This window comes from Mesorhizobium onobrychidis, from assembly GCF_024707545.1.
GTDB classification, from domain to species: domain Bacteria; phylum Pseudomonadota; class Alphaproteobacteria; order Rhizobiales; family Rhizobiaceae; genus Mesorhizobium; species Mesorhizobium onobrychidis.
In genome coordinates, this window is sequence record NZ_CP062229.1 from 5097800 (window position 1) to 5114205 (window position 16406).

The window sequence follows — 16406 nt, forward strand, 5'->3', positions numbered from 1 at the left end:
GTTTGATCCCGGACTTTAATGGCGCATCATTGCCGTCCGAATCAAAGGATGCGCTATGGGACAGGTTCTACACCGCCGCGCCACGACGACAGAGGCAGTCCGTCGAGCGATACAGCATAGTCAAGAGAGCCTGAGAGCGCTGGCCAAGCGCTACGGCATCGATCAGAAGACAGTTAGAAAGTGGAGGAACCGGATCTCGACCGCCGATCTTCCCACCGGCCCGAAGAAACCAAGATCGACAGTGCTGTCGCTCGAAGAGGAAGCGGTGATCGTCGCCTTTCGCAAGCACACGTTGCTGGCGCTGGATGATTGTCTCTATGCCCTACAGCCCTCGATCCCGCATCTGACGCGCTCGTCGTTGCATCGCTGCCTTCAGCGCCATGGCATTTCGCGGCTGCCGCAGGTGGACGCCGACAAGCCGGCCAGGAAGAAGTTCAACGCCTATCCGCTCGGCTATTTCCATATCGACCTCGCCGAGGTGCAGACCGCCGAGGGCAAGCTGCGCCTTTTCTTGGCCATCGATCGGACGTCGAAATTCGCCTATGCGGAATTGCACCCGACGGCGGGCAAGATGGCGGTGGCCCAATTCCTTCGCAACCTGATCGCGACCGTGCCCTATGCCATCCATACCATTCTGACCGACAACGGCATTCAGTTCGCCAACCGGACCTGCGACCGGCATGCCCTTCAGCACATCTTCGACGGCATCTGCGACGAACATGGCATCGAGCACCGGCTCACAAAGATCAACCATCCCTGGACGAACGGCCAGGTCGAGCGGATGAATCGGACCATCAAGGACGCCACCGTCAAGCGCTTCCACTATGACGATCACGAGCAACTGCGTCGGCATCTCGCCGACTTCATCTTAGCTTACAATTTCGCGCGCCGGCTTAAGACCCTCAAGGGCCTCACGCCCCACGAATTCATCTGCAAAATCTGGGCAAAAGAGCCCGAACGGTTCCGACTCGATCCCACCCATCAAATGCCGGGACTAAACACCTAGACGCTGGTCGCTCCATGTAAATTACGCACTATTCTGTAACCAGGGAGCTGCCATGAAAGATGTCGTCTCACGCTGCCCGATCGAAGAGACCATGCGTGTGCTCAGCGGTCGCTGGCCCACCTTGCTGCTCTACTATCTCAAGGACGGGACCAAGCGCTTCAGCGACCTGAGGCGTGACAACCCGACCGTGTCGCACCGCATTCTGGCGCTGGAACTGCGCAAGCTGGAGGAGGCCGGAATTGTGCGGCGAACGGCGCATGCCGGCTATCCGCTACGCGTGGACTACGACCTCACAGCGCCCGGCCTGAAGCTTGTGCCGCTCATCGACGCCCTGGGCGACTGGTGGGAAGATACCGAGGACGATCGGGCCGGCCGGGTCTCATCGACGCCGGAAACCAAGCTCGTGAACGCGGCCTAGCCAGTGGTGAAAATCTGACGCCTACTGCCCGAGGCTGGACAACCGCTCTGGGTCGGATGCCGTCCGGCCGATTATCGGAATGCGCGGGTAGCGCCAGAAGCCGTCATTGCCGAGCGGATACTCTAACGTCGCGTTCTGGGCCGAGAGCGCACGGGCAGCTTTAGGCACTCTAGGTGCTGAAGCGGACATTTGCGCCGCGGCCTGGTCATCCCTGAAAATCTCATAGCTGGAATCCAGCATAACCATCCGTAGCGAAGCGGAGGTAACGCTGTCCGCTCGGCCGGAATGCAATAGGACTTATCCGCGCGAAGTCAGCCAGACACCCACTAGCGTCACAGCCAAGCCCAGCAACATTGCTGGTGTGAGTGGCTCCGAGAATAGCATCCAGGCCCAGAGCATCGTGACGGGCGGGCTCAGGTAAATAGCGGCGCTGACTTTGACTACGGGAAACATGTGCAGCATGGTGTAGTACACGGAGTATGCGGCGAAGGTGGCGATCAGCACGAGCCAAACCATCCCGATGGCGAACTCGCGGGTCATCGGCGGTGCCAGCCCGCCCTGTGCCAGTCCACAGATGCCGAATAGAACCGCACCGGTCAGCGTGTGGATACAGAGGCTCTGGTGAACGGGCATGTGCAGCGACTCCTGACCCCTGCGAAGCACGGCGGCAAGGGCGAACACCATCATGGAGCCGATGGTTAGCGCGTAAGCCCACAAGGGGGCGGTTCCGAAGTTCAAGCTGTCGAAGGAAACTATCAGCACTCCGGTCACGGCAATCGCCGTGCCCATCCACTGCCGTCCGGTGAGCCGCTCGCCCAGAATAGGTTGTGACATAGAGGCGATTGCCAGGGGCACAAGATCGGAGATCAGCGCGACCAGCCCGGTCGGGACCCGTTGCTCGATCGCAAGCGCGAAACCGCCCAGGTAGATGAATACCGCCATTACACCGAACCCAACCTGGGACGTCACGGCGCGCAAGTGCATCCTTGGTCCGAACGCCAAGGCGAAAGGAAGGAGGAGGATCCCCGAGAGCAGCGTGCGCCAAAACAGTAATACGGCCACGCTGGCCTCTTCGCTCGCGTATCTGATGCCGACGAAACCCGAACTCCAGCCGATCACGAGCAACGCCGCCATCAGCGGCCAAAGGAGGCGGGATCGGGTCACAGCCGTCGGGAAAATGGCAAGGGCGGTCATCAAATGCCTGCTTGATATTTCGGCTCCGGAATAACGCCCTCCCGGCAACAGCGCACATGACAAATTTCGATTGAGAGATGACTTTGCTGCAATTAAGTTATTCAATGCTTGCCAATTGTATGCAATCATATCATTTGGTTTCATAACCCAACAAAGTGAAGGCGAAGATGTCGGAAATCATCAGCAGGCGGCTCGACATCGATTCCCTACGCGCACTGCGCGCCATCGAGCTGCACAGAGGAGTCACACGGGCGGCTGAAGCGCTCGGTCTCACGCAGTCCGCGGTGAGCCACAAGGTCAAGCGTCTGGAAGTCAGCCTTGGCTATGACCTCCTGGATCGACGGCCCGGCGGCGGTATGTTTACCTCTGAAGGCAATGGTCTCCTTAAGTACGCCGCGAAGATATTGAACCTACACGATGAGGCGCTGGTGAGCCTCGCGAAGTCGGACTTGGCAGGCCGAATCCTGCTGGGCTTCACGGAGGACACGACATGCTCGGACCTGTCGCGAATCCTCGGGCGCTTCCGGCGCCTGCACCCGCAGGTCGCAGTCAGAACGAAGGTTCGCATGAGCCTGGTGCTGCGGTCGATGCTCGAGCGCGGCGAACTGGACGTCGCCATAGTGCAGGTATTTGCCCATGAGGTTCGGCCGACCGACGTCGTGCTGTTTCGCGAGGACCTGCATTGGGTCAAGTCTCGCGAGCTATCGTTGGACACTGAAGGTTCTGTCCCGTTCCTCTCCTTCGACGACTGCTTCTACCGACGTTGGGCACTCGACATTGGGCAAGATGGGGGAGCGGACCTCGAAACCGTGTTCGAATGCTCGAGCGCTGCAGGCATCGTTGCCGCGGTGACTGCCGGACTGGGCGTTGCGCTTCTCAGCGACCGCCATCTGCGTCTGGACATGGAGATCATCGATACCCGGCTGCCCGCGCCTCCGGCGCTTGCCTATGTGGTGCGGCGAGCGAGGAAGACGAGGAACCCAGCACTGGAGAGTCTGATCTCCGAGATCGAAACCGAGGTCAGCCGATACGGCAGATTAGCTATGGCCGTCTGATATCTGCTGCTAGGCTGACATCAATTCTACGACCGGCGCTTATTACATAGCGCTCGCTCCGAACCGGAGCTTTTGGGCCGGAAGCGGAACGTCCGCTTTCGGGATGATGGGCTAGAAAGCCGACCTTTCATCCAGGGTAGTGCCGACCGCTTTGCGCCAGAAGCTGGCCTCCGTGATTTCATGTCCAAATATCGCGTTTCAGATCGGATACCTGAAGAACGCCGTTGGCGAGGGTAGCGACGGCATCGACAACGATGGACACAGCGAAGTCGACATCGACACAGGACGGCTTCGGCCGCCCCTGCCCCACGTTTGATGGCAACGGATGACGTTCAGGGCTCTGTTGCACGGCGGCGACGAGCCCGACACGATGTCGCAGGCGAATCCACGCGACGGGCACCAAGGGCCGTCCCCGACTCTATGTTCCCTTCACGATTCTCGGCTTAATTGGTCGGCGGGATTGAGCCGCACTCTCAAGGGCCAAGGCCAGCCGCTTCTCGTCTTCGATGGCGCGATCGACTGCCTCGATTTCCTCTTGGAGCTCCTTTAGCTCGGCTCCGTAGCTGGAGCCGTCGCTGTCCCCGATCTGAAAGCCACTTGCCCGCATTGCGTCGCGGGTATGGTGCACGTTACGGACTCCTTCGCGTCGAGTCGCGACCAGGATTTCCCTGAACTCTCCAAGACGTTCAACGTGATTGCGAGTCATTGCGTTCTCCTATTTCGTCGTCATCGGCGCTGACGGCGATTCAGCACGGCTAAAACTTACGGCGCAGAAGGTTTAAGCGACTCTAAGAGATACGCTCGACAAAGCATGAATGCGGAAGCTCAAATTTGAGCGTCTTGCAATAAAGTGGAGCGCGGGAGGAGGAAATTGGCTTGGGACCCGACCGATCACCGACCAGGTGCTAGACTCTTCGGCCGAGCGCGTCTGCTGCTCGGCGCGCTTGCTGGTCCATCCAGCTGCCGGTTCTGGATCGCGGGGGTCCGTTTCTGAGCGCACAGCGACGCTGGTCTCAATGTCCGATAAGCGGCGCATTGCAGCCATGCCGCCGTCGCGTGTGAGACTCTGCTTCGGGTCACAAGCAGAACAGCAGCCCCCTACGGCTCGTCCCTCTCATCGCGCAAATTAGACACAACGCGGCGGTTCTGCGACCTGCAGGCGGTGTCGGGGCAGTCGCGGACGAGCCTGTCCTTGCCGTAGCCCTTGGCCCACATGCGGTTGCGGTCTATGCCGCCGGCGGCGAGGTAGTCCATCACCGCATCGGCGCGCTGCTGCGACAGCGCCGTTTCACTTGCGCCGGGATCGTCGGCGAAACCCTGCAGCTTGAGCAGCCAGCGCGGATGCTTTGCTAACCAGGCGATCTGGGTGTCGAGGGTGGCCTTGGCGACAGAATCGAGCGCGGCCGAACCTTGCGTGAAATAGGTGCGGCGGCCGACATTGAGGATAAAATCCTCCTCGCTGCCCGGCTGCACGTTCTGGAAGCCGGCAACCTCGGTGTTGGTGATGTCGGGCGTGGAAGGGGCCAGCGTGTTGCTGGTCGAGCAGGATGCGGCCAGCACCAGCAGGCCGGCGGCGAGCAGCCGGCGCGTGTTTTCAATCATGCGGTTCATGAGGCGCCAATCATTCGACAGTGGTGGAAGCGGGCGCCTGGTCGGCGATGTGCGGCAGGACCTGCACCGCGGTGCCGATCGGGCAGCGCTGGTAGAGGTCGATGATGTCTTCCGGGAACATGCGGATGCAGCCGCTGGAAGCGTCGGTGCCGATGCTCCATGGCTCCAGCGTGCCATGCAGGCGGTAGCCGGTGTCGGCGCCGTTGCGGTGCAGATAGAGCGCGCGCGGCCCGAGCGGATTGTTGGACGCGCCGCCTGCGACCATGTGCGGTAGGTCCGGCTTGCGCTTACGCATTTCGGGGGGCGGGACCCATTGCGGCCACAGCGCGCGGCGGTCGATCGTCGCGCGGCCGTACCATTTGAAGCCGTCCTTGCCGACGCCGACGCCGTAGCGGATGGCGGTCTTGTTTTCCATGATGACGTAGAGGAAGTGGTGGCGGGTATCGACCACGACGGTGCCGACCGGCTCGCTGCTGAAATACTTGACGATCTGGCGATGCCATCTCTTGTCGATCTTGGCGAAGTTGGTCTTGCGATAGACAAAATTGTTGTCGCTGGCGGTACCGGCGAAAAAGGATTTTGCCGCCGCGGCTTGAGCAATATTGCTGGTTGCACCCACCGCCACCAGCGCCAGGCCGCCGAGCACGACACCCCTGCGTGATAAAACCATCGGCAATATTCCCCCCCATGCCAAAGCCTGGCGGACCATAGTTGAGAATTACTTCGCCTCAAAGTGGAAAATGCTGCGTTGCTTCAGTCCGCCGTGTCCGGACATTCGGCAATTTGGCGGCGAGTGACCGAATTGTGACAATCTTGCCGAGGACGAACGTCTAACCTAAACCCCATCCAGGACCTTAACCAAATTGGCGCGACTGTTTGGGACCGGGCGTAGTTGCGACATTTGCCCTATCCGGACGTGTGAGCAATGCCGTGGGCAACCGTGATGCGTGCATTTTTTCGTTCGGTTGCTGCGATGATCGTGATGTCCGGCGTGGCAGGTTGCACCAGCATTTCTTACTACGCACAATCCTTGAAGGGTCACGTGGAGATCATGGCGGCGCGCCAGGATGTCGAAGAGCTGATCGACGATCCTTCGATTCCTGGGACATTACGCGCTCGAATGGCATCGGCGAGCGCCATCCGACAGTTTGCGATAGATGAACTAGCGCTGCCGGACAACAATAGCTACCGCAGCTATGTTAACGTTGGTCGGGACGCGGTGACATGGGCCATCTTCGCCGCGCCGGAATTCTCGCTGACGCCACGAACATGGTGCTTTGCGGTGTTCGGATGCGTTCCGTACCGAGGATACTTCTCCAAAAGGTCTGCGATTGAAACCGCTGTCGAACTTCAGAGACAGGGCCTGGACGTCTATGTGACGGGCATCACTGCATATTCCACGCTTGGCTGGTCAAGTGACCCGCTGCTAAGCACGATGCTCAGCCAAGATGAAACGTATCTTGCAGGGCTGGTGTTCCACGAGCTGGCTCACCAACGCGTCTATGTGAAGGACGATTCCGCATTCAACGAGGCATTCGCTGTCGCCGTCGAAACAACCGGCGTGAGAAAATGGCTGCGCGCGGCTGGCGATACCGGCGAATTGCGCCGTTACAAAGCCGACCGAAAGCGCAGGACCGAATTTCTTGCGCTGGTGTCGCACACCCGAGACGAGCTAGCGCACGTCTATGACGACTCCAATACCTCGGACCAGAAGCGGGCCGCAAAGACAGCCGCGATCGAACGGCTGCGGATGCGCTACCGAGAGATGCGCGACAGTCGCTGGCGTGGCTACCGGGGATACGATGTCTGGTTCGATGCTCCGATTAACAACGCGAAGCTCGCCGCGACTTCCGTTTACGGTGATCAGGTGACGACGTTTCTCCGTTTGTTCGATTTGTGTTCGGGCGACTATCCAAGATTCTACGCGTTGGTTCGACGGATCGGCGCGTTAGACAAATCTGACCGCGCCGAAGCGCTCAAGGCGGCAGATTCATGCGATTGATCCGGTCAAATCCGAAGGCCAGAAGCGGCGAATCGGTCGCTGATGTACTCGGCAGCCGGCGCAGGTGATTGAATTGACCATTTGTCGGCCGATTTCCTAGGTACTTTGACGTCGGCGGGGCCGGCAGCCGCATGTCGGCCTACAGAAGCCAAAAGCGGACTTGCCTGAACTCTCCGCGGGATCTTGGACCACAATGATTGCCGGCGCGCCGTGGCGCCCCAGCGTGCGCCCCTACGTGGCCGAAAACCTCACGCTCACGCCGCGCTGCCGAAAATAAGCCTGCATCAGCTTGCGGCCCGAACGGTTGTTCTGGACAAGCCTGGTCGGATCGAACACCGCCTGTTCTATCCCCTCTCGCGTCAGCGCCGCTTTGAGCGCCGCGATATGTGCGTCGATGTCGGCATTGTTCGCCCGGAGTGATGCATAGATGCTGTCGGTCGCCTCGGCCACGGTCGGCTCGCTCACGGGTGTACTCCTTTGCCTATTCGGGCGGCGGCTTAGCACAGATCAGCGGCTTCGCCGATACCGATAATACGGCTAGATGGGCGGCAACAGTGTCCCTTGGGACTTAAAAGGGATGCCAATGATGCGCGCCTTGGAAGCCAACGGCTCGCCGCTTTCGGGCATCGGTGTCGCCCGTTGTGAACGGCCGATATGGGCGCGCATTACTGTCGCCTACCTGGGCCGGAACCAGACTCGCAGACTGTTTAAGCCCATTGACTTCCGGAGGTCAGGCGCGCGACCCGGATCAGGATGGGGCCAGTTCGGTCGTAGTGGGCAGGCACAACGAAAAAATCTTGTTTCGCTGAATCAGCGCAGAAGTCCGTCACTCTCGAATTCGTCCCAGCCCTTCAGCTTCTGTCGTGACACCTCGTCCCGAGTGCTGTCAGGTGCAGACGCGGCCAAGCGTGGCGGCAGACAGGAGCGTCCACTCTTCGATTAACTTCGCAGCTGCATCCATTTTCTGGCGCGTGGGCGTGGGCCTTCGTTCTCCCATCAAGTCGGCTTCAACAAGTGTGGAATCAGCAAGCGCGGCTCCGGCACTAGCCTTCAACCATGCCTTCTTTTCCACGCGGCCTTGGCAGACGCATAGGCGTGATCCACCTCGGCCGCTTTCCGGCGCTGGCAAAAGATCGCAGCGCTCGGCCTTCGTCGGATCACCCGTTCCGCGTTCAGGGCGCCGGGTTCCCAAGGGATGTCCGCTTCGGGAGAGCGGCAACGCGGGCTTCAACGGCCGCTATCGGGGCGAACCAGTCATTCGCACCGCGTCGACTATGACCTCACGGCAGCGGGCCTCAAGCTTGTGCCGCTCATCGACGCCCTGGGCCCGGCCGGGCCTCATCGACGGCGGAAACGAGGCTCTTGGCGGCGGAATAAGCAGTGGGAAAATCTGATGGTTGGTGCCCGAGGCTGGACAACCGCTTTGGGTGGGATTTGCCGTTCGGGCCGAATACCGGAGTAAGCGGGCAGCCAACTGCCGACGCTCTGCGCCGAGATCACGGCGAATAGGTAAAGCGAACGTACGACGCAAATCGTGGTACGAATCTCGTCTGGTGGGCCGTCGGGGACCAGAGAACTACGTCTACGCTATAGCCCTGCACGGCCCTCCTGAATCGCTAGGCCGGACACCAACTCCTTCCTGATTAGAGCGGTTAGAGCGCCACAGCGATGTCCTGGCCGCCGCTACAGAGCGTGACGATATCTCCGAGATTCCGTCGCGCTGATGCCCTGTATCGATCGACGATAACGGCTCTCGTGACGTTTTCTTTCCCATATGATTGTCTCTACATCGACAGATTTCCTGTCGATGCTAGGCAGCTTATTCCTGACGCACCCAAATCTGCGAGCGACCCAGCATTGAGACACCAATGTAGCCGCGCACGTTGAGCTTCTTGCCGCCTTTCGTCAGTTGGATTTTGCTGCTGTAGACCTTACCGCTGTCGGGATCGAGGATGCGGCCGCCTGTATATTCGGCGCCGTCCTTCTTCAGGCCGGACAGGATCACCAGGCCGATGACGGGCGCATTCTTCAAGGCGCCTTCGCACTTCGTACAGGCCGGGCTTTCGTTCGGGGCAAGGAAGACTTTTTCGATCTTGCCCTGCAAAGTGCCGTTCGATTCCGTGATGCGGATCTGCGCCCTTGGCTTGCCGCTGACGTCGTCGACGTTCCTCCACAAGCCAACTGGCGAGGCATTATCCGCCCACGCTGCCGAGGAGAGTGCCGCCACCACCGTGAGCGTGATGACGGCAGATTGTTTCAGAATACGCATTGCGATGTTCTCCGAGAGGAATGGAGGTACTGCAGTTCGAAGCGGAATGGTTGCCGCGCTAGGCACGGCCCTCCGATGGCTCACTGGCGATTTGAGGCGGCGATCGCGGGATAGTCGGTATAGCCAGCGGAGCCGCCGCCATAGAGCGTCGCCTGATCGAACATGGCCAGCGGCGCGCGCGTCTTCAGCCGTTCCACAAGATCGGGATTGGCGATGAACGGTCGCCCGAAGGCGAATAGGTCCGCCTTGCCCTCGGCGAGCCGCGACGCCGCGAGTTCGAGGTCATAGCCGTTATTGGCGATATAGGTGTTGTTGAAGCGCCGGCGGAGCGATCCGAAGTCGAACGGCGCGACATCGCGCGATCCGCCCGTGGCGCCCTCGACGACATGGATGTAGACGATGCCCAAAGCGTCAAGTTGATCGACGATAGAGTCGAACTGCGCCTGGGGGGCGCTGCTCGAGACGCCGTTGGCGGGCGAGATGGGCGAAATCCGGATGCCGGTGCGCTCAGCGCCGATCTCCTCGACCACCGCAGTCGCAACCTCCAGCATCAGCCGGGCGCGGTTCTCGACCGATCCGCCATAAGCATCCGTGCGGACGTTGGCGCCATCCTTGGCGAACTGGTCGAGCAGATAGCCATTGGCGCCGTGAATCTCGACGCCATCGAAGCCGGCCTCGATGGCGTTCGCGGATGCTTGTCGGAAATCGCTAATGATCCCCGGAAGCTCGTCGAGCTCCAGCGCGCGGGGGTCCGAAACGTTGACAAAGCCGTTGTTGACGAACGTCTTGGTCGCGGCCCGGATCGCCGAGGGCGCCACGGGCGCGGCGCCGTTCTCCTGCAGATCGACGTGCGAGACGCGACCGACATGCCAGAGCTGCAGGAAAATCCGCCCGCCCTTGGCGTGCACGGCGGTCGTGACCTTGCGCCAGCCGTCGATCTGAGCCTGGGAGTAGATGCCGGGCGTGTCCTGGTAACCCTGTCCCTGCTGCGAGATCTGCGTGGCCTCGGAAATCAGCAGGCCGGCCGACGCGCGCTGGCCGTAATACTCCGCGGCGAGATCGCCTGGAACGAAGCCCGGGCCAGCGCGATTGCGCGTCAGGGGCGCCATGACGATACGATTGGATAGGGTCAGCGAGCCGAGAGTATAGGGCTCAAACAGCGTTGTGCTCGTCACAGGTCACCTTTGTTTGTCCCTGCCGCGGCGGGGACGTTTGTCGAAATGGCTTCGTTGGTGCTCAGGCGACCGTGCGGTACCGCTCGGCGGGGTGTTCGTTCCGATAGTTCGGAAGCATGGCCTGGCGCGCGGCCTGAAGCGCGTCCCACTGCCCGGCATCGGGAAGCGGCGGGATGGTCACCGGTTCGCGGCGGTCGAAGCCGACCAGCGCCGCATCAACCAGATCGTCCACCTCCATCACGTTGGAAAGCGTGTTGACGTCGGCGCCGACGTGTTCCCAGATCTCCGTTCGCGTCGTGGCGGGAAGCACGGCCTGGACGTAGACGCCCTTCGGCGCGAGCTCGAGGCTGAGTCCCTGCGACAGAAACAGCACGAAGGCCTTGGTTGCGCCGTAGACCGTCATGCCGAACTCCGGCGCCAGGCCGACCACGGAGCCGATGTTGACGATCGCCCCTTCGCCGGCCGTCGCAAGACGCGGGGCCATGGCGCTGGCAAGCCGCAGAAGTGCGGTCGTGTTGAGCGCGACGAGCCGCGCGACGTCATCGGTGCTCTGCTCGATAAAGCTTCCGCCGATGGCCGTTCCGGCATTGTTGACGAGGATCCCGATGCGGGCGTCATCGCGCAGCCTCGTCTCTACCGTTGCAAGCTCGGCAGGCTGCGTAAGATCAGCCTGGATGATGTCGATCGCCACGCCATTTTCCTGACGCAGACGGGCCGCCAGAGCCTCCATTCGTGCCATATCACGGGCAACCAGCACGAGGTCGTGCCCGCGGCGCGCGAAGCGCTCGGCATAGGCGGCTCCGATGCCGGTGGAGGCGCCGGTTATGAGGACTGACGGAATGGTGGTCATGGCATTGCTCTTTTCTCTGATGGAATCTATATTCATGACGATCATCATGATTGCGGCTAAATATGATAACCATCATGTAAATGTCAACGGGGCCGGCGGAGAATTTTGAAATGAAGGTCAGTCGAGAACAGATGGCGGAGAACCGTCGCCGAATTCTGGATGTTGCCAGCCGGCTGTTTCGCGACAAGGGGTTCGACGCGGTCAGCGTGGCGGAGGTGATGAAAGCCGCCGGGCTCACCCATGGCGGCTTCTATGGCCATTTCAGCTCGAAGGACGACCTGATCGCGCAGACCCTTGCCCATGTCCTCGCCGCGGACTCAAGCGGAGGGGGCGATCTTCGCGCTTATGTAGAGGCTTATCTTTCGCCCCGTCATCGCGATAACGCCGCCGGTGGTTGCCCGACGGCGGGCCTTGCCGCGGCCATTCGCCATCAGACCCCTGCTGCACGCTCGGCCATGACGGAAGGCCTTCGATCGCAGATCGACCGTATTGGCAAGGCGCTCCCGGAGTTGGATCCGGCAGACGGACGCCGCGCAGCGATCGGAAGCTGGGCAGCGATGGTGGGGGCAGTGATCCTCGCCCGGGCGATAGACGATCCCGCGCTTTCGGATGAAGTTCTGGAACAGACGCGTGCCTGGATCGATGCCGGGATCAGCCAAGTGTCTGCCGGCTAGCGGTCTGCGGCAGGAGTGCTCTTGTCGAGAGCAATGCGGCCATCGGCGGTGGTTGGTGACTATCTTGGAGAATATCGCGCCGTAGCGTGCAATCAGCGGGGTTCGCGGACGGCTAAGGGCGCAGTGAGCGAGATTTTTGAGCGCCTGCCCGGCAAAAAGCCATCATCTCCGCTATGTCGGTCGGGCATGACCGTTGCCAAAATCGAAAATTCCGATGCCCGATCAAACTTTAACAGGCGAATGCTATTTAGGGCTGCCGGCCTTGCCGCGCTGGCCGGGCTTGCCGCTTGCGCCACTGTCCTGCCCACCGGCGAAGGTGCCGGTGTTTCCGCCTCCGCCGTCGGCACGCTGGCGAGCATCCGCGCCTCAGCCGGTCTTGGACCGCTTGTCCCCGACCCTCAGCTCGAACAGGCAGCCCTGCAGCAGTCCGGCTATATGGCGCGCGGCGGCCGCATGACGCACACCAGCGGCTGGGGCAAGGGATTTGCCTCGCGCGTCAAGGGCAACGGCATTAGCGGTGCTGCCGCCGAAAACATCGCCGAGGGTCGTTTCGATCAGCAGAAGCTGTTCGACATCTGGATGCATTCGGCCGGCCACCGCCGCAACATGCTCGACCCGCGCTTCACCCGCTTCGGTCTGGCCTATGTGCGGGACGGCCGCGACAGCTCGCTACGCTACTGGAGCCTCGTTCTGGGAAAGTAGGCCTGTCCCGCCACTCGTTCATCAATCCATATGCGCGGCGGGACCGGCGGTCGGACCAGCCTTTGGCTTGCGCAGCAGGAAAACAAACGGGATGGCAAGCAGCGTCATCATCATCAGCAGCTTGAAGTCGTTGATGTAAGAGATCATCATCGCTTGGATATTGACCATGCCGTCCACTTGGGAAAGCGCCGTCGGATCGCCGCCCGCCGCTGCCGGCGACGCCGCCCAGAGATTGGGATTGAACGGGTTGATGTAGGCTGAGAGCTCGGCATGGTTGACCTGCGTGTTGCGTACCAGAAGAACCGTCACCACCGATACGCCGATCGACGAGCCAAGATTGCGCACCAGGCTGAATAACGCCGTGGCATCGGTGCGGAAGCGCGCGTCGAGCGTGGCGAAGGCCACGGTCGACAGCGGCACGAACACCATTCCCATTCCAAGGCCCTGGATGACGCCGGAGCTGAGGATGAGCCAGCTGTCCATCTGCGGTGAAAAGCTAGACATGGTGTAGAGCGATTGCGCGGTCAGGAGGAAGCCGATGACGACGAGGATTCGGGCATCGACTTTGTGCATGATGCGGCCGACCAAGAGCATCGAAATCATCGTGCCGACGCCCCGTGGTCCCATAACGATACCGATGGTGAGGGTCGGATAGCCGAAGATGGTCGACAGCATTGGCGGTAGCAGCGCCATGCTCGCCAGAATGAGCACGCCCATGACAAAGATGAACGCCAGCCCGGTCACAAAATTGCGGTCGAGGAATATCTTCGGGTCGATGAAGGGCTGCTCCGCCGTCAACGTGTGAATGATGAACACCCAGAAGCCGGTGATGGAAAGACCGAGTTCGATCCATATCTCGACCGAGGAAAACCAGTCGACCTCGCCGCCGCGATCCAGCATCAGCTGCAGCGCGCCGACACCAAGCGAGAGCATGGCGAAGCCGAAGAAATCGAAGCTGCGTATCCGCCTTGCAACGGCCGGCAAGTAGGCGGCCATGCCAAGGAAGGCGATGATGCCGACCGGCAGGTTGATGAAGAACACCCAACGCCAGTTGAAATTCTCGGTCAACCAGCCACCCAGAGTCGGGCCCAGGATCGGGCCCAGCATGATGCCGGCGCCCCATATGGCCATCGCCTGGCCGTGGCGTTCCTTGGGGTTGATGTCGAGCAGGAAGGTCTGCGACAGCGGCACGATCGCCGCGCCGAACACGCCTTGCATGAGGCGGAACAGCACCATGGTTTCAAGGCTCCATGCCAGACCGCACAGCATGGAGAAGATGGTGAAACCGACCGCCGCCATCAGAAACAGTTCCTTGCGGCCAAAGCGGTCGGCCAGCCAGCCGGTCACCGGCGTCATGATCGCCGCGGCAACGATGTAGGAGGTCAACACCCAGTTGATGTTGTCGGGGGAAGCGCCGAGATCGCCGGTCATGGTCGGCAGCGCGACGTTGGCGATCGTGGTGTCGAGCGCCTGCATGATCGTCGCCAGCATCAGTGCCACGGTGATCAGGCCGCGATGCGGCACTTCGCGAAAGGGTTCTGGCGTGCTCATGATGTGGAACTTATGGAACGAGGTGGTCTATTGCGCCTCACCCGCCGTGGCGTGGCCGAAGATGCTCGGTAACCCGCGGGAGACGCCGGTATCCACCGTGACGGTCGCGCTCATGCCGGTGCGCAGCGCCATCTTGGCGTCGGCATCGGCCAGTTGCAGGCGCACTGGAATGCGCTGGGTGACCTTGACCCAGTTGCCGGTGGCGTTCTGGGCGGGCAACAGCGAGAACTCGGCCCCCGTGCCGGCGCCGATCGCCTTGACCGTGGCTTCGAACGTCTTGCCAGGATAGGTGTCGACCACGATTTCGGCCTTCTGGCCGGGCTTCATATTGGTGAGCTGGGTTTCCTTGAAATTGGCGTCGATCCAGGTGTCGCCGGTCTCGACCAGCGAAAACAGCGGCGTACCCGAGCCGACATACTGGCCGACCTTGAACGAGGCAGCCTGGCTGATGATGCCGTCGGCCGGCGCCGTGACCGTGGTCTGCGCCAAATCGTAAGCAGCCTTGTCGCGCGCAGCGAGCGCCGCCATCACGGTAGGATGCTTGTCGGTCTCGATATCGGGATTGCCGCCAAGCGCCGCCCTGGCGCTGAGGATGCCCTGCTCGGCCGCGGCCAGTTGCTGCTTGGCCTTGTCGAGATCGTTCCTGGCCTCGTCCAGCGACGACTCGGCGTTGATGCCCTTGCGGGCAAGGTCGGCGGCCCGGTCGTATTGCGACTGCGCGTAGTCGACCTGGCTGGCGTCGGACTTCTCCTGCGCTACCGCCTGGCTAAAAGCCGCGCGCAGCTGCTCGACATTGAGGCGCGCGCCGGCCACCGCCGCATCGGCCTGGGCCAGTGCGATCCGGTAGGGCTCGGGATCAATGGCGAACAGCACGTCGCCCTGCTTGACAGACTGGTTGTCGAAAATGTCGACCTGAACGATGCGGCCCGCCGTATCGGCGGCTATCGAGACCTTGGCCTGCTGCAGATTGGCGTTCTCGGTTTCCTGATAGCGGCCGCCGGTCACCCAGACGTAGCTGCCGCCGGCGATCAGTGCCACGGGGAGCGCAAACATCAAAAGGAAGCGGCCGGCACGGCGCTTCTTCTTCGGCGCCACCGGCGCCGGTTCTACCTGCGGAGCGACCGTAACCGGAGTTGCCGCCGGCTGCGCGGGAGCTTCCATCTCGAGCTTGGTCGCGTTCTCACCTACCTTGGCTACCGCGTTCATGCTGCTGCGCCTTCTGTACCTTTGACTTTTTCGCAGGACGCCGTCTCGCAGTCCGCCAGGTTTTCGGCCATCGCCTCCAGACCCTTGATCAGGATGCGGCGATCTCCAGGCGACACGCCGATCAGCGATTCTTCATAGACTTCGCCAGCAAGGCTCTTGATCTCTGCGTAGGCCTCGCTCGCTTTTGCGGTCGGAAAGATCATGCGGACGCGGCGGTCGGCGGCGTCGGAACGGCGCTCGATCCAGCCGCTCTCCTCCATGCGGTCGACCAGGCGCGAGACGCTGATCGGCTCGATCTCGAGAAGCTCGGCGAGCCGCGCTTGCGTGATGCCTTCTTCCTTGGCGACGCGGACCATAAGCCGCCATTGCGCCGAGGAAAGCCCGAGCCCGCTTGCCCTCGCCTCGAAGCGCTTGCGCATCAGGCGCTGCACGTCGTGGATCAAAAAGCCCAATCTGTCGATGCCGTCGGAAACCATGAGCGGCATATATTATAAGCGTGCTCATCATTCAAGGAGCCGTATTGTGCCAGAAGCCGGCAAGTGTGCATGACAGTCGTTCAGGGTCGCTCGCAAAATCGCGATTGAGCAGGCTGAAATCGACCGATGGTCGGTCGAATTTGCGCAATGCGCAATTTCGATCAAACTGACTGTGCAAGCAGACGGCACCATGACTCTGCCAATGCGAAGACTGGGC

General features: G+C 61.3%; 17 protein-coding genes. 6 read left to right on the forward strand and 11 right to left on the reverse strand.

All coding sequences use genetic code 11. The features are described 5' to 3' along the window. Window positions 1–55: 55 nt before the first annotated feature. Both IHQ72_RS25310 and IHQ72_RS25315 read left to right on the forward strand, forming a co-directional pair. On the forward strand, window positions 56–1006 hold the full coding sequence (locus tag IHQ72_RS25310) for an IS481 family transposase (protein ID WP_258116642.1): 951 nt from the start codon (window positions 56–58) through the stop codon (window positions 1004–1006). Between the two features lie 52 nt (window positions 1007–1058). After that, a complete protein-coding gene (locus tag IHQ72_RS25315) occupies window positions 1059–1424 on the forward strand; it encodes a winged helix-turn-helix transcriptional regulator (RefSeq protein ID WP_258118023.1) in 366 nt (121 codons plus the stop codon). Between the two features lie 297 nt (window positions 1425–1721). Here the strand turns inward: IHQ72_RS25315 and IHQ72_RS25320 are convergent, their stop codons facing one another. Beyond that, window positions 1722–2618: a DMT family transporter gene (locus tag IHQ72_RS25320; RefSeq protein ID WP_258118025.1), complete on the reverse strand. Its 897-nt coding sequence runs from the start codon at window positions 2616–2618 to the stop codon at window positions 1722–1724. 167 nt (window positions 2619–2785) lie between these two features. Between IHQ72_RS25320 and IHQ72_RS25325 the strand changes: the two genes are divergently transcribed. Continuing rightward, entirely contained in the window at window positions 2786–3673 is an 888-nt protein-coding gene (locus tag IHQ72_RS25325) for a LysR family transcriptional regulator (RefSeq protein ID WP_258118027.1), read from the forward strand. Between the two features lie 418 nt (window positions 3674–4091). Here IHQ72_RS25325 and IHQ72_RS25330 read toward each other — a convergent pair whose 3' ends face one another. From IHQ72_RS25330 to IHQ72_RS25340, 3 genes are all read right to left on the reverse strand, one after another. Further along, window positions 4092–4379 carry a hypothetical protein gene (locus IHQ72_RS25330; RefSeq protein ID WP_123146674.1) on the reverse strand — a complete coding sequence of 96 codons (288 nt, stop codon included), beginning with the start codon at window positions 4377–4379 and terminating at the stop codon, window positions 4092–4094. A 392-nt stretch (window positions 4380–4771) separates the two neighbouring features. Further along, the gene (locus tag IHQ72_RS25335; protein ID WP_027155108.1) at window positions 4772–5284 is read right to left on the reverse strand and encodes an OmpA family protein; all 513 of its coding nucleotides are present in this window, start codon (window positions 5282–5284) and stop codon (window positions 4772–4774) included. 10 nt (window positions 5285–5294) lie between these two features. Beyond that, entirely contained in the window at window positions 5295–5954 is a 660-nt protein-coding gene (locus IHQ72_RS25340; protein ID WP_077380658.1) for a L,D-transpeptidase, read from the reverse strand. 255 nt (window positions 5955–6209) lie between these two features. Here IHQ72_RS25340 and IHQ72_RS25345 point away from each other — a divergent pair, with 255 nt between their 5' ends. Further along, entirely contained in the window at window positions 6210–7286 is a 1077-nt protein-coding gene (locus IHQ72_RS25345) for an aminopeptidase (protein ID WP_258118039.1), read from the forward strand. Between the two features lie 231 nt (window positions 7287–7517). On the opposite strand, the gene IHQ72_RS25350 is transcribed toward IHQ72_RS25345, so the two are convergent. From IHQ72_RS25350 to IHQ72_RS25365, 4 genes are all read right to left on the reverse strand, one after another. Next, window positions 7518–7751: a hypothetical protein gene (locus IHQ72_RS25350; protein WP_258118040.1), complete on the reverse strand. Its 234-nt coding sequence runs from the start codon at window positions 7749–7751 to the stop codon at window positions 7518–7520. A 1354-nt stretch (window positions 7752–9105) separates the two neighbouring features. Further along, window positions 9106–9555 (reverse strand): DUF2147 domain-containing protein, encoded by a 450-nt coding sequence (locus tag IHQ72_RS25355; protein ID WP_258118041.1) that lies wholly within the window; start codon window positions 9553–9555, stop codon window positions 9106–9108. A gap of 80 nt (window positions 9556–9635) precedes the next feature. Next, window positions 9636–10730 (reverse strand): alkene reductase, encoded by a 1095-nt coding sequence (locus tag IHQ72_RS25360; protein ID WP_258118043.1) that lies wholly within the window; start codon window positions 10728–10730, stop codon window positions 9636–9638. A gap of 61 nt (window positions 10731–10791) precedes the next feature. Then, the gene (locus IHQ72_RS25365; protein WP_258118044.1) at window positions 10792–11580 is read right to left on the reverse strand and encodes an SDR family NAD(P)-dependent oxidoreductase; all 789 of its coding nucleotides are present in this window, start codon (window positions 11578–11580) and stop codon (window positions 10792–10794) included. A 110-nt stretch (window positions 11581–11690) separates the two neighbouring features. Between IHQ72_RS25365 and IHQ72_RS25370 the strand changes: the two genes are divergently transcribed. Together IHQ72_RS25370 and IHQ72_RS25375 are read left to right on the forward strand one after the other, a co-directional pair. Beyond that, window positions 11691–12254 (forward strand): TetR/AcrR family transcriptional regulator, encoded by a 564-nt coding sequence (locus IHQ72_RS25370; protein ID WP_258118045.1) that lies wholly within the window; start codon window positions 11691–11693, stop codon window positions 12252–12254. Window positions 12255–12440: 186 nt separating this feature from the next. After that, window positions 12441–12956, forward strand: coding sequence for a CAP domain-containing protein (locus tag IHQ72_RS25375; protein WP_258118046.1), 516 nt, complete (start codon window positions 12441–12443; stop codon window positions 12954–12956). A 21-nt stretch (window positions 12957–12977) separates the two neighbouring features. On the opposite strand, the gene IHQ72_RS25380 is transcribed toward IHQ72_RS25375, so the two are convergent. From IHQ72_RS25380 to IHQ72_RS25390, 3 genes are read right to left on the reverse strand one after another with little or no spacing between them, the layout of a single operon-like run. Next, complete coding sequence (locus IHQ72_RS25380; protein ID WP_258118047.1) at window positions 12978–14507, reverse strand: DHA2 family efflux MFS transporter permease subunit; 1530 nt, start codon at window positions 14505–14507, stop codon at window positions 12978–12980. Window positions 14508–14534: 27 nt separating this feature from the next. Continuing rightward, entirely contained in the window at window positions 14535–15713 is a 1179-nt protein-coding gene (locus IHQ72_RS25385) for an HlyD family secretion protein (RefSeq protein WP_258118049.1), read from the reverse strand. Next, complete coding sequence (locus IHQ72_RS25390; RefSeq protein WP_258123928.1) at window positions 15710–16189, reverse strand: MarR family winged helix-turn-helix transcriptional regulator; 480 nt, start codon at window positions 16187–16189, stop codon at window positions 15710–15712. Before IHQ72_RS25390 ends, IHQ72_RS25385 begins: the two co-directional genes overlap by 4 nt. Window positions 16190–16406: the final 217 nt, after the last annotated feature.

Excerpts from the sequence above, each read along its gene's own strand:
- IHQ72_RS25325 (WP_258118027.1), top strand. The coding sequence starts at position 2,786 with ATGTCGGAAATCATCAGCAGGCGGCTCGACATCGATTCCCTACGCGCA.
- IHQ72_RS25355 (WP_258118041.1), bottom strand. The coding sequence starts at position 9,555 with ATGCGTATTCTGAAACAATCTGCCGTCATCACGCTCACGGTGGTGGCG.
- IHQ72_RS25375 (WP_258118046.1), top strand. The coding sequence starts at position 12,441 with ATGACCGTTGCCAAAATCGAAAATTCCGATGCCCGATCAAACTTTAAC.
- IHQ72_RS25390 (WP_258123928.1), bottom strand. The coding sequence starts at position 16,189 with ATGGTTTCCGACGGCATCGACAGATTGGGCTTTTTGATCCACGACGTG.
- IHQ72_RS25345 (WP_258118039.1), top strand. The coding sequence starts at position 6,210 with ATGCCGTGGGCAACCGTGATGCGTGCATTTTTTCGTTCGGTTGCTGCG.
- IHQ72_RS25380 (WP_258118047.1), bottom strand. The coding sequence starts at position 14,507 with ATGAGCACGCCAGAACCCTTTCGCGAAGTGCCGCATCGCGGCCTGATC.
- IHQ72_RS25340 (WP_077380658.1), bottom strand. The coding sequence starts at position 5,954 with ATGGTTTTATCACGCAGGGGTGTCGTGCTCGGCGGCCTGGCGCTGGTG.
- IHQ72_RS25365 (WP_258118044.1), bottom strand. The coding sequence starts at position 11,580 with ATGACCACCATTCCGTCAGTCCTCATAACCGGCGCCTCCACCGGCATC.
- IHQ72_RS25310 (WP_258116642.1), top strand. The coding sequence starts at position 56 with ATGGGACAGGTTCTACACCGCCGCGCCACGACGACAGAGGCAGTCCGT.
- IHQ72_RS25315 (WP_258118023.1), top strand. The coding sequence starts at position 1,059 with ATGAAAGATGTCGTCTCACGCTGCCCGATCGAAGAGACCATGCGTGTG.
- IHQ72_RS25385 (WP_258118049.1), bottom strand. The coding sequence starts at position 15,713 with ATGAACGCGGTAGCCAAGGTAGGTGAGAACGCGACCAAGCTCGAGATG.
- IHQ72_RS25335 (WP_027155108.1), bottom strand. The coding sequence starts at position 5,284 with ATGAACCGCATGATTGAAAACACGCGCCGGCTGCTCGCCGCCGGCCTG.
- IHQ72_RS25330 (WP_123146674.1), bottom strand. The coding sequence starts at position 4,379 with ATGACTCGCAATCACGTTGAACGTCTTGGAGAGTTCAGGGAAATCCTG.
- IHQ72_RS25320 (WP_258118025.1), bottom strand. The coding sequence starts at position 2,618 with ATGACCGCCCTTGCCATTTTCCCGACGGCTGTGACCCGATCCCGCCTC.
- IHQ72_RS25370 (WP_258118045.1), top strand. The coding sequence starts at position 11,691 with ATGAAGGTCAGTCGAGAACAGATGGCGGAGAACCGTCGCCGAATTCTG.